General features: G+C 64.6%; 9 protein-coding genes. 7 read left to right on the top strand and 2 right to left on the bottom strand.

The annotated features are described in order from the left end of the window. The first annotated feature begins 30 nt into the window (after window positions 1-30). The gene (locus tag HPY83_13450) at window positions 31-1,446 is read left to right on the top strand and encodes an alpha-glucosidase/alpha-galactosidase (protein ID NPV08953.1); all 1,416 of its coding nucleotides are present in this window, start codon (window positions 31-33) and stop codon (window positions 1,444-1,446) included. A 66-nt stretch (window positions 1,447-1,512) separates the two neighbouring features. Beyond that, the gene (locus HPY83_13445) at window positions 1,513-3,039 is read left to right on the top strand and encodes an L-lactate permease (protein ID NPV08952.1); all 1,527 of its coding nucleotides are present in this window, start codon (window positions 1,513-1,515) and stop codon (window positions 3,037-3,039) included. 50 nt (window positions 3,040-3,089) lie between these two features. Here the strand turns inward: HPY83_13445 and melA are convergent, their stop codons facing one another. Further along, window positions 3,090-4,415, bottom strand: a complete 1,326-nt coding sequence (gene melA / locus HPY83_13440; GenBank protein ID NPV08951.1) for an alpha-galactosidase — start codon at window positions 4,413-4,415, stop codon at window positions 3,090-3,092. A gap of 267 nt (window positions 4,416-4,682) precedes the next feature. Between melA and HPY83_13435 the strand changes: the two genes are divergently transcribed. Then, the gene (locus HPY83_13435) at window positions 4,683-6,824 is read left to right on the top strand and encodes a response regulator (GenBank protein NPV08950.1); all 2,142 of its coding nucleotides are present in this window, start codon (window positions 4,683-4,685) and stop codon (window positions 6,822-6,824) included. Here HPY83_13435 and HPY83_13430 read toward each other — a convergent pair. Beyond that, window positions 6,815-8,005: a response regulator gene (locus HPY83_13430; protein ID NPV08949.1), complete on the bottom strand. Its 1,191-nt coding sequence runs from the start codon at window positions 8,003-8,005 to the stop codon at window positions 6,815-6,817. The two genes, HPY83_13435 and HPY83_13430, sit on opposite strands and share 10 nt — an antisense overlap. Window positions 8,006-8,403: 398 nt before the next feature. Here HPY83_13430 and HPY83_13425 point away from each other — a divergent pair, with 398 nt between their 5' ends. From HPY83_13425 to HPY83_13410, 4 genes are all read left to right on the top strand, one after another. Next, the gene (locus tag HPY83_13425; GenBank protein NPV08948.1) at window positions 8,404-9,885 is read left to right on the top strand and encodes an extracellular solute-binding protein; all 1,482 of its coding nucleotides are present in this window, start codon (window positions 8,404-8,406) and stop codon (window positions 9,883-9,885) included. Between the two features lie 312 nt (window positions 9,886-10,197). Beyond that, window positions 10,198-11,139, top strand: a complete 942-nt coding sequence (locus HPY83_13420) for a sugar ABC transporter permease (protein NPV08947.1) — start codon at window positions 10,198-10,200, stop codon at window positions 11,137-11,139. A gap of 87 nt (window positions 11,140-11,226) precedes the next feature. Further along, window positions 11,227-12,054 (top strand): carbohydrate ABC transporter permease, encoded by an 828-nt coding sequence (locus HPY83_13415; protein NPV08946.1) that lies wholly within the window; start codon window positions 11,227-11,229, stop codon window positions 12,052-12,054. A 4-nt stretch (window positions 12,055-12,058) separates the two neighbouring features. Beyond that, window positions 12,059-12,421 (top strand): cupin domain-containing protein, encoded by a 363-nt coding sequence (locus tag HPY83_13410; protein ID NPV08945.1) that lies wholly within the window; start codon window positions 12,059-12,061, stop codon window positions 12,419-12,421. Window positions 12,422-12,427: the final 6 nt, after the last annotated feature.

Below are 12,427 nucleotides of genomic sequence, written 5' to 3'. Positions count from 1 at the left end.
TCGAGCCCGTGGTGGCAAGGGGGATGGTTCATGGCCAAGGTAGCATTCATCGGCGCTGGTAGCACGGTATTCGCCCGCAATCTGCTGCGAGACACCTTCACTTTCCCGGAACTGCACGACGTAACCATTGCCCTCATGGACATAGACCCCGAGAGGCTGCGCACATCGGAGATCGTCGCCCACCGGGTGGCAGAGCAAGCAGGAGCCCGGCCTCGAATCGAGGCGACTACTGAACGGCGCCGCGCCCTGCATGGGGCAGACTACGTGGTCAACATGATCCAGGTAGGCGGCTACCGCCCGGCTACGGTGGTGGATTTCGAGATCCCCAAGAAGTACGGGCTACGTCAGACCATCGGCGATACCCTGGGAATCGGCGGCATCATGCGCGCCCTGCGCACCATTCCGGTGCTGCTCGACATCGCCAGGGACATGGAGGAGGGCTGCCCGCGGGCCCTCCTCATCAACTACACCAATCCCATGGCCATGCTCTGCTGGGCCCTGAACGCCGCCACCTCGATCCGGACGGTGGGGCTGTGTCATAGCGTTCAGGGGACCGCAGCCTACCTGGGCCGGCTCCTGGGCATCCCTTACGAGGACCTGACCTACTTCTGCGCCGGGATAAACCACATGGCCTTCTATACCCGGTTCGAGAGCAGGGGGGAGGACCTGTATCCTAGGCTGAAGCGGCTGGTCGAGGAGGGGCGGGCCCCGGATGACGATCGGGTGCGCTTCGAGATGATGCGGCGCCTTGGCTACTTCGTCACCGAGTCCAGCGAGCATTTCGCCGAGTACGTGCCCCATTTCATCCGCCGAGATCGGCCGGACCTCATCGAGCAGTTTGGCGTGCCGCTGGACGAGTATCCCCGCCGGTGTGAGGCCCAGATAGCCGACTGGGAGGAAATGAGGGTGGCCCTGGAGTCGCCCGACCCCGAGGAGATCAGGCGCTACGAAAGGGAGAGGATGCGACGCCGGATCGAGCGCGTGGCGGCCTCCGACCCAGAGCGGGCCGCCGAGATGCGTCAGCAGTGGGAGGAACAGCAGAAGGGAGGGACTCCGGCCCACTCGGGCGAGTACGGGACGCTAATCATCCACGCCGTTGAGACCAACCAGCCTACTGTAGTCTATGGCAACGTCATGAACCACGGGTTGATAGACAACCTCCCTCGGGGCTGCTGCGTTGAGGTGCCCTGTCTGGTAGATGGCAACGGTGTGCAGCCGGTGAGGGTGGGGGAACTGCCACCCCAGCTGGCAGCCCTAATGCGCACCAGCATCAACGTGCAGGACCTGACGGTCCGGGCCAGCCTGGAACGCCGCCGGGACTACGTCTATCACGCTGCCATGCTCGACCCTCATACGGCCGCCGAGCTCACGCTGGATCAGATCTACGCCCTGGTGGACGAGCTCATCGCCGCCCACGGCGACTACATCCCACAATTCGAGGGCTAGTTTGCCCCGACCACGCCGTCGCCGGTCATGGAGTCGGCGCCCGCTGGGATCCATGGGAGAGCCGCGGTGAGCGGGGAAGCTCTGTGGGCCTCCGCGCCCATCGTGGCTGTCCTGGCCCTCATGCTCTGGCGGCGCTGGAGCAGCGCCCAGGCCGGAGCTGCCGGACTCGCGGTGAGTGTGGTGGCGGGGTGGCTGCACTTCGGCCTCACTTGGCAGGTGTTCTGGGTCTCGCAGGCGCGAGGAGTTGCTCTATCTCTCTACATTCTTTACATAATCTGGGCTGCGTTGCTGCTCTACCGGGTGGTACAGGCAGCGGGCGGCATTGAGGGGCTGGAGCGTTGGCTTCTGGGACTGATGGATGACAGACCGGCTGCCGCCCTGCTCTTCGCCTGGTGCTTGAGCGGGGTCCTGGAGGGCATCGCTGGGTTCGGCGTGCCTTTGGCCGTGATCGCTCCCATGCTAGTAGCTCTCGGTCTGTCGCCGGTGACCGCGGTGGCGGCTACCGCGGTGGGACACGCTTGGTCAGTCACCTTTGGCGACATGGGAGTGGTTTTCGAGGCTCTAGTGTCGGTCGTAAGCGCATCGGCTCGAGACTTAGTGCTCTCGGCCGCTCTCCTTTTGGGACTCAGCTGCGTGGTCTCCGGTTGGGCGGTGGCCCGCCTGGTAGGCTTGCAGGGGCGGATGGCGCGGGTCACCGGAGTAGGACTGGCAATGGCGGGCGTCCAGGGGCTCTTGGTCCTGTCCGGTTTGAGGCCACTGGCCGCCCTCGGCGGCGGAGCCGCCGGCCTGGCGGCGGGAGTGCTACTTCTCGGTCGAAAGGGCGCACCACACCTGCAGGAGGGCAGTCGGAACCCGGCTGCCCCAGCAGGCTTCGCAGTGTTACTGGGCCTCGGCCCCTACCTCCTGGCGGCCGGGATTCTGGCTCTGCCCGCCTTCGTGCCCTCTGTGGCCGAGGCGCTGCAGAGGCCTTCATTCGCGGTGGCGCTGCCCGAAGTCTCCACTCGAAGAGGCTGGATCACTCCAGCCGGGGAGACCAAGAGCATGAACTGGTTGTCGCACCCCGGCACGGCTATGGTCGTGGCTCTGGCATTGGCAGTCCCCGTCTTCAGAGGCGTGGGGCGGCTGGCCCGCGGCGACCTGGAGCGTGCGGCCAGGCGGACGCTCACCGCGGCTGCGCCCGCCTCGGCCGGGATCCTCTCCATGATCGGGGTGGCTATGGTGATGGACCACACTGGCATGGTCCAGGAGCTGGCCCGAGCGGCCAGCGCTCTACTTGGCCGGGCCTTCCCCGCAGTGTCGCCCATGGTGGGAATGCTGGGGGCCTTCACCACTGGGAGCAACACCAGCTCCAACGTGCTCTTCGGACCCCTCCAGGAGAGTATGGCAACGCTTCTGGGATTGGGCGCCTCTTGGCTCCTGGCTGCCCAGACCACCGGCGGGGCGCTTGGTAGCATGGTTGCTCCGGCAAAGCTGGTGGTGGGCTGTGCCTCTGTAGGTGCTGCCGGATGCGAGGGCGAGGTGCTGCGACGAACCGCCCCGCTGGCGCTGGTGATAGCTGCTCTAGTGGGAGCAGCGACGCTGGCCCTGGCCTAGCCGCCGGACGAGCCACGGTGCTCCGGCCCGCCCGGCGATATACGAAGGTCCTATAGGGTCACACTGTGGAACTGGGGGAGGTGAGGCTCGTTGACTTGGAACAGCTCTCGAACCATCTCCTTGATCTCGGCTAAGGATAGGACAGCTGCGGTCAGGGGGTCGTAAGCAATGGCCTGGTAAGCCAGCACTGGATCCCCCGTGAGCGCTGCTTCCACCGCCATCTCCTCGGAAGCCACATTAGCGCTCACGAGCGCAGCGCACTGCGGCGGCAGGGCACCTACATGAATGGGGTTGAACCCGTTGCGGTCGGCGTACACGGGCACCTCCACGCAGACTTCGGGCGGCAGGTTGGTGATGATGCCGGTGTTGGGCACATTGCCATTAAAGCGGTAGGGCTCGCCGCCCAGGTAGGCATTGATGATGTGGGCGGCGTATTCGTGGCCCCGCTCAAGGGAGATCGGGTGGCTGGGATCGATCCAGGTGCGAAAGTCGTCGCGCCAGGTGCCCTCCCGCTCCAGATAGCGCTTCAGCACGTAGGCGTGCTCGCCCGGGTTCCAGCCGGTTCCGTCAATGCAGTACTTCTCGATCAGGTCGGGCCGCTTGCGGAACCACCAGTTGTACTCCGAGTTATGGCCGCTGGACTCGGTGACGTAGTAGCCGGTGAAGCGGAAGAGCTCGTTGCGGACGATCTCGTGGTTGTAGATCTCTGGCCTCTCGACCGCCCTGCGGATGAGAGGGTAGGCATCCTCGCCCTTCCAGCGGTACTCCAGGAAGAAGGACTGGTGGTTGATCCCGGCGCAGGTGTAGGTGATCTCGTCCATAGGCGCCCCGATCCACTGGGCCAGCATCTCTGCCGTGCCCTGCACGCTGTGGCATAGCCCCGAAAGCTTGATGAACGACTCCCTCTGCATGGCCCGACACAGCATGGCCATAGGGTTGGTGTAGTTGAGGAGGATAGCTTTAGGGCATATACGTTCCATGTCCTTGACGATATCCAGCATCACTGGGATGGTGCGCAGGGCCCGGAAGATGCCCGCTGGGCCTCGCGTGTCGCCCACGTTGATGTCCACACCGTACTTCATTGGGATTTCGATGTCGTGGCGCCAGACGCTCACCGGCGCGGCTAGGATGGTGCAAAGGACGGCATCGGCCCCGGCGAGGGCCTCAGCGCGGTCGGTGGTGGCCTCTATCCTGGCCGGATAGCCCCCGGCCTCGACGATACGGCTGACGGCGCGGTATGCGAAATCCAGGCGCTCGTCGTCTATGTCCATTAGGCTGATGGTGGACCCCTCGAGCAGAGGGAAGGTGAGGACATCGCGCACCAAGCCGCGGGTGAAGCCAAGGCTACCGGCGCCGATGAAGGTGATCTTGGGCATGAGGGTGTACCTCCATTGGGGTTGGCTGCGGCCGGAGTATACTCCCAGGAGGCGGGCGATGCTAAGCTAGTCTGGGGTATGTGACTGCGCTGACGCTCGCGTTGATCCTCGGTTTCCCCGAGCTCGGCGAAGGGCGGATGGTAATGGTGCTGACGAGATCGCTGCCCTGACCCTGGGCAACTGCGGCAATCTCCCAGGTGCACCAATGGACCATCGGGGGTACGATGGGACTGCTGCAGCGTACTGGGGTGCTTCGGAGGCATGCACATGCCAACTCCCGGAGGAACGTCAGAGGATAGACGGTTCGCTCAGGCAAGCTGGATAGGATTGCGGGCCGGCGCTGTCCGGATGTTGGCGCTTGTGAGCCTGGGGGCCATGACCTACTGGCTTCTCCTGGCGGTCGGCCTGCCCAGTCTCCCGCTGCTGGCAACCTACGTAGGCCTGGCGCTGGGGTACCTTCGCGTCTACCGGCAGGCATGCCAGCGGCCCATCGCGGCCGGTATTGCTCTTGTGGTCCTTCAGTCCCTCACCATCGTGCTCCTGGCCGGGTTCATGAGCTTCGGGCAGGGCTGGTTCCTGCTACCTATCGCGGTGGTCACTGCGGGGGCGGTAGTACATCCCGACGCGGCCCTAGCCTGGTCCCTCGCCCTTCTGGTGCCGGTTCTGGCTCTGCGCCCGCTGCCCGATCTGGAGACCCGGCTGCTGGTGCTCTCTCTGATGCTCACCGGTGGCGTCATCTCGCTTGGCTTCCGCGAGCTTCGCGCTCACCTGGAGGCCGCCTGGCAGATGGCCGCCACCGCCTGCGATCTAGCTCGACAGGTGCAGGAGCGCCAGGCAGAGCTGAACCGGGCCGTGAAGACGCTGCAGCTCACTAACCACCTGCTGCAGAGCAGCAACCGTGAGCTCGAGATTGCTCGGCGGGAAGCTGACGAGGGGCAGCGACTGAAGGCTCAGTTCGCCGCCACAGTCAGCCACGAGTTGCGGACCCCCCTGAGTGTCATCCTCGGGTTCACCGACGTGATGACACGTTCGCCCGAGCTTTACGCAGGCGCTTTCGACTCTCCCAGGCTCTGCCGCGACGTGGCCGAGATCCGGCGGGCGGCCCGGTACCTGGCCGATCTGGTGGACGACATCCTGGACCTGGCGCGCATTGATGCCTTGAGCATGCCCATATCCCGCACCCGGGCCAGCTTGGCGCCTGTCCTCGAAGAGGCGGTCACAACGGTTAAGGCCATGCTTCAGGGGCGCCCGGTGACCCTGACGACCTCCATCGAACCGGACCTCCCGGAGCTCTACCTGGATCAGGGGCGCATCAGCCAGGTGGTGCTCAACCTTCTCACCAATGCTGCTCGGTTCACCGACGAGGGGACGATCCACCTGGCGGCTCGCGTGGTGGGTCGAGAGGTGGTGGTCTCGGTGAGCGACACCGGGGTCGGCATAGCAGAGGAGCAGATTCCCCACATCTTCGACGCCTTCTACCAGGTGAACCTGTCCGAAGGGGGCAGGACGCAGGGCAAGGGGTTGGGTCTGGCCATTGCCAAGAGGCTCATTCAGCTGCACGATGGAAGGATATGGTGCGAGAGCAGACTGGGGAGCGGCAGCACCTTCCACTTCGCTCTGCCCATCAGCCCTCGCAGCGTGTCACGCCTTGCCCGAGGAAGCGAGGCTGGTCTGCCAGGCGGGCACCGCCTGCCCTGTATCCTGGTGTTGGACGAGAGCCCGTTGGCCGCTGCCTACCTCCGTCGGCACCTTGAGGGGTATGAGGTGCTGTGGTCCGCGAGCTCCGACGAGGCGGAGGTACTGCTTCACCAGCGACGGCCTCATGCGGTGGTGGTGAACTCGGCCGCTCCTGGGCCTGTGCGACAGAGCGTCTCGGCGCTGGTCCCCAAGGGCGTGCCACTCTTGAGCCTGCCGCTGCCCTGCGAGCACTGGCTGCGTCAGGACGAGCGCTTCGATCACTCCTTCGCCAAGCCGCTCTCCTTGGAGCAGTTGGCCGAAGCGCTTAGGGGACTGCCTGCTGGGCGCGACGTCTTGGTGGTAGATGATGATCGTAGCTTCGTTGCCTTCATGCGTCGGGCCCTGGAGAGTGTCGCCCCGGATAGGCGGGTGCACGCTGCGCACGACGAGAGAGGGGCACTAGCAGCGGTCCAGAAGTATCGGCCGGGGCTGGTTCTCCTAGACTTGGTGATGCCTGTGGCAGATGGCTTCACGGTGGCGGAGGCCATACGGCGCGAGGTTCCCGGCAACGACGTGCGCATAGCGGCCGTGACTGGCGCCGGCCCAGCTGTGGATGCGGTGGGCACCAATGGTCACGAGCTCCTGCTGAGTCTGGGCAGGGGCTTCCGCGCCGACGAGGTACATAGCCTGATGCGGTCGGTGCTGGAGAGCATCAGGCCTAGCTACGTGTGAGAGGCAGCGCCCTGCCCAGAGAGGCAGGAGTCAAGCGCTTGCACCAGGGCGTCGCTCGATATGGGCTTCCGCAGAAACGCGGCCGCACCCAGGCTGGATGCCAGCTCGGGCTCGTCGAACACCGAGCACACGACTACGGGAATGTGAGACGTGGTCTCATGCCCTCGCAGCGAACGCAGCAGCGCCCATCCGTCGTCCCCGGGCATGAGGACGTCCAGGATGATGACGTCCGGATCGAGGGACTGGGCCACGCTGACTGCTTCAGCGGGGGCGGGCGCCGCAGCGACCTCGTAGGCTCCCGTCCCCTGAAGCATGCGGCGATATAGCTCCACCACGGCCGGGTTGTCCTCTATCACCAGCACAGAATGCCTGGCACCTCGGGGCACTCTCAGGGTGAGGACTGCAAGACCCGACTCTTGGCCAGCATCCGCCTGGATGTCGAGGCATTGGCAGAGGTACTCCAGTTCTCCACCCAGCTGGGGTAGCGGGGAAGCGTCAGTGGCGAATCGCACCGTCACCCAGACGTACCTCCGGTCGGAGCGGCTGTGCACCGTTACCGTGGGGCCGCAGCAGTGCCGCACTGCCCAGCTCAGCACGCTGAGCAGCAGCTGCCTGAGCAGCGACGCTTCGCTCGCTACCTGGCCCGGGTCTGCCTCGCCTGTGAGGTCGACGGCGATCCCTGCCGCGGCGGTCATGGGCCCCAGCGTTCGCACGGCCGCGCCCAGGACCTCGGCGAGGTCGACTGCCGTTCGTTTCGCCGCCACCCTCTCTATCTCATACCTGAATGCATCTGCGCTCTCGGGTCGCTCCTCCTGCTTCCGCTCCGCCAGCTCGAGCAGGTATTGGGTGACCTTATCCAGCCCCTGAGCCAGGTCCCGGTATGCTTGTCTTATGCTCACGTTCAACTCATCGGCGGCTTCGGTGAGCGACAGCCTTTGGACGTAATGGAGCGATAGGAGCTCGTACCCGCGCAAGGAGGGCGTCAGGGGCAGCTGAGCAGCGCGAGGCTGAAGCGCTTCCACCGCGTTCATCAGGATCGACCGCATGGCCTGAGCGCGCCGCTGGCTGTCTGTCTGGCGTGCTACGTCGGGGAAGTGGCGACACAGAGCGACGCGGGAGAGGTCAAGTGGATCGTACAGACAGCCGAGAGCCTCCTTGACATCCTCCACCGTGAAACTCACCCATTCACCTCCGTCGAGCGCAGCAGGTCGGCAGAGCTTGGCAGGATGATGGCAAGCAATGGCACGCCCCTATCGAGCATAATGTTACCACAGCGCCGAAGGTCGCGGCATCCGGTGACCAGGCGCTAGCGGCGTTCGTGCCGACCGGGAGGGGTGACCTCGCCCCTGGTCTATCAGCACCGGTACTGCTCCCGCTGCGCAGCAGGAAGGAGGTGGTAGTAGACGGTACAACCCGTTGGTGTCGAGGCCTAAGCTAGAGCGGGGGGCTCGGCCGACCCTGGCCGGATGTAGTGCCCCCCAGCCAAAAGGCGTGGTTCCAAGATTGAGGTGGCACGCCAGGACACGACGTCCGGCGCCAAGGACTCGCGGCCATCTTGATGTGCCAAAGGAGAAGGGCGATGAAGGAGCGAAGGTTCAGCCGACGTGACCTGTTTCGTCTCAGTGCATTGGCCGGTGTCGGCGCAGCGGCGGCGGCTTGCGCCCCTGCTGCTGAACCTCAGGTAGTCAAGGAGACAGTGATCGTTAGGGAGACAGTGGTGGTTGAGGTGCCCAAAGCGGCGGAGGGGCCCATCAAGCTTACCGTGTGCACGGACTGGAACGACGGGCCTCGCAAGGACTTCTACGACCTGATGACGGAGAAGTTCCAGGCTATGCATCCGGAGGTCACAGTAGAAGTCTGGCACATGGGCTCCGGTGGGACCAGCGGCCCCGGAGGCATGGCAGACATCGTACGGGCCCAGATCCTCACCGACACTGCTGCGGACGTGATCCAGGGCAACCCGGCCGGTTCACTGGACTTCGCCGCCAAGTACCTCCTCACCATAAACGACACGGCCGAGGAGTTCGGCTGGGACAGGACTCAGTTCTACTATGCTCCCGACCAGATGTACACGCCCGACGGAGAGCTGAAGGTTCTCCCGCTCAACGAGAGCGTGAGCGGCTGGCTCTACAACAAGACCATGTTCGAGGAAGCCGGGGTAGCCGAGCCCAATGATGACTGGACCTGGAACGACATGGTGGAGGCGGCGATAGCCCTGACCAACCCGGACAAGCAGCAATACGGCGTCTGGGCGGTAGGGCCCGGCATCTGGTACGGCGTGGGCGAGCACATGTGGGCCGCTGGAGCCACTTACTGGACCAAGGACAAGCTGCGGTCAGGCATGTGCGAAGCTCGCGGCCCTGAGATGTTCGAGGCCTGGATAGACCTGATCTACGGGCTGCAGGTGTCACCGAAGCCCGGCGAGGTCCAGGCACTGCTGGGCGAAGGGGTGACCAACCTGTTCGCTACGGGCAGAGTAGGCATGTTCCCGTACGGCGTGCACAACACCGGCGGCCTGGCCCGGCAGATAGGCGACCGCTTCGAGTGGTCGGTCATGCCCACGCCAAAGGACCCGGTGACCGGAATCCAGACCTTCCAGATGAACAACGACGGCAACGGTGTGTTCTACAAGGCCGCCGACCGGGGCACAGCGCGGTACGCTGTCGAGTACATCATGCTCATGCTGGGCGACGAGATGCAGGAGTTCGTGGCTAGGAACGCGCCCTCGTTCCCGGTGAACAAGAAGTGGGCCAACAGCGAAGCCTTCTTGGCTCCACCGCCGCTGAACAAGACCCAGGTGCTCAGGAACCGAGACACCTACGAGCCCATTCCCATGATGTGGCACGATCACTGGGGCGAGGCCAACCGCGCCTTCCGCTCCGAGTATGACAAAGCCTGGACGGGCGAGGTCCCGGCGAAGGAAGCCCTGTTCGCTGGGTGCGAGGCGGCCGCAGCCGTGCTCGAACGGTACAAGGACGAGATCGTCCCCTGGCAGTTTGACTGGGGCTTCCCGCTGGAGGGGCTCAGCCGCAAGACCTCCGTCTGGTTCGAGGGGGCGTAGGGCTGACCCCATCCGCCTGCTCTTCCCCCGTGGAGGAGGGCGAGCCATACCTCCCCCTCTTCCACGGGGACGGGCAGGGGACCGGGAGTGAGGGTCTCCTCCGGGGCCGGCACGGGGGCATGCCCCCTGCAGCGCGATGCCTGATAGGGGCAGGCCCCCGCGCCGCCCGGGGCCCCCGCTCTCAGCGCCTGGCGCATGGCTGGTGGCGTGCGGGCGGCGGTCGTCGTCTCGGGGGACAGACTGGGTGGCCAATGGCCTGTCCCCCACCCTGATGCCGGCCAGGCGCGGGGCCGGCCAGGTGAGGAGTAAGCAATGCAGGAGCAACTGACCTCGGTACCGACCGCTGCGGTCCGCCCTCTGGCGGCACGCAAAGGGCAAGCTCGGTTCCGCTGGCAGGAAGTGAGCGGGTTCCTCTTCGTGGTCCCCTGGCTGGTCGGATTCCTAGCCTTCGAGTTTCTTCCCTTCCTGGCCTCTTTCGCCCTTAGCTTCACCGACTGGAGCCTAGGCCGGGAGGTGAACTTCATCGGGCTGCAGAACTACCGAGATCTACTGCAGACGGAGCCGCTCCTGCGCAAAGGCATCATCAACACTGTCTACTATACCGTGTTCCACGTCCCCGGGCAGATGATACTGGCCTTCGTGGTGGCAGTGCTCCTCAACCAGAAGGTGAGGGGAATGCCGATCTACCGCACTGCCTACTACCTGCCCTCGGTGACGTCGGGTGTTGCTTCCGCCATCATCTGGATCTGGCTCTTCCAGCCCAGCGGGATCATCAACCGCGGGCTGGCTCTCTTTGGCATTGAGGGACCCAACTGGCTCGTCAGCACTCGGTGGGCTATGCCCGCTCTCATTATCATGGGCTTCTGGACCATCGGGACGGAGATGGTCCTATACCTGGCCGGCCTTCAGGGTGTGCCGGAATCGCTTTACGAGGCGGCCGAGATTGATGGCGCCGGTCGCTGGCACCGTGTCCGACACGTCACCATCCCTCTGATGACACCGTACTTCTTCCTGACGGCCGTGTTGGGGATCATAAGCTCGTTCCAGGTCTTCACCCCCGCCCTGGTCATGACTCAGGGTGGCCCCGGCGACGCGACTGTCTTTCTATTGCTGTTCCTCTACTGGGCGGGTTGGGAGTGGTTCCGCATGGGCTACGCCTCCGCCATTGCCTGGGTGCTCATGGGAATGATCATGACGTTCACCGCCCTGCAGTTCTGGCTCCAACGCTACTGGGTCTACTACGAGTTCCAGTAACCGCATGAGCCGGGATCACGGCCGCCAGTGGCGGAGGATGGAGAGAGAATGGCAGCTACAGTAACCAGGAAGCACTCCAGCTGGGCGATGGGAGCGCGGCTCGTCGAGCGGCTGTTGGTCTACCTGCTCTTGATCGCTGGCAGCCTCATTTTCGCCTTCCCCTTCTTCTGGATGGTAAGAACCTCGCTGCTCTCCATGTCCGAGATCGCCACCTTCCCTCCGATATGGATCCCCAACCCGCCTCGCTGGGGGAATTACGCCGAGATGTGGGAACAGGGGCCGTTCGCCTACTGGGTGAGGAATTCCATCACCGTGACGGTCCTCAGCGTCACCGGCAACACCATATCCAGCACCCTGGCCGCCTATGGCTTCGCCCGGACCCGCTTCCCAGGACGGGACAAGCTGTTCCTCATGGTGCTGGCCACGCTGATGATCCCCTTCCACGTCTACTTGGTGCCCCAGTTCGTCCTGTTCTGGAAGTTTGGTTGGCTGGACAAGCTCTACGCCCTCTGGGTGCCGGCCATGTTCGGGTCGGCCTTCTCCATCTTTATCCTGCGTCAGTACTTCCTCACCCTGCCCAAGGAGCTGGACGAGGCGGCCATCATGGACGGCGCGAACAAGGTGAACATCCTTACCAGCATCGTGCTGCCGCTGTCCAAGCCCGCCATCGCCACCGTGGCCATCTTCACCTTCATCGGCACCTGGAACGAGTTCGTGCGCCCGCTGGTCTTCCTGCGCACGCCCAACAGCCTTACGCTGGCGGTGGGGATTCGGTGGTTCACGGGCCGCTACGGCACCCGGTTCGACTGGTTGATGTGCGGCTCCGTGCTAGCCCTGCTCCCCATCGTGGTCGTGTTCTTCTTCGTGCAGAAGACCTTCATCCAGGGGATCGCCCTCACCGGCCTTAAGGGGTGACACAGTGAGCAACAGGACCGGCTTGGTCAGCAGCTATCTGAAGCGGAGCCCGAGCGACGTGGAGCTGGAGTGGGACATCTGCGGCTCCCGCCGCCGCCTGATCACCGGGGCCGATGGGTCCCCGGCCAGCATCCACGTGACGACCATGAGCGGGGCCCGCCCGCATTTTCACCGGACAACCACGGAGTACTACTACGTTCTCGAGGGGAGCGGCCGGCTGATGGTGGATGGCGAGCCGGTGCCGCTAGAGATGGGTGACGTGGTCATGGTGCGACCCGGTGCCACCCACCACGCTGAGGGCGAGCTGACCTGTGTCGTGATGGGAGTGCCGCCCTTTGATCCGGCGGACCAGCACCTCGATGCCTGAAACCTT

It is taken from the genome of Anaerolineae bacterium (assembly GCA_013178015.1).
GTDB lineage: Bacteria > Chloroflexota > Anaerolineae > DRVO01 > DRVO01 > Ch71.
The sequence above is the reverse complement of the archived record's forward strand: the minus strand, read 5'-3'. Positions and strand labels throughout refer to the sequence as shown.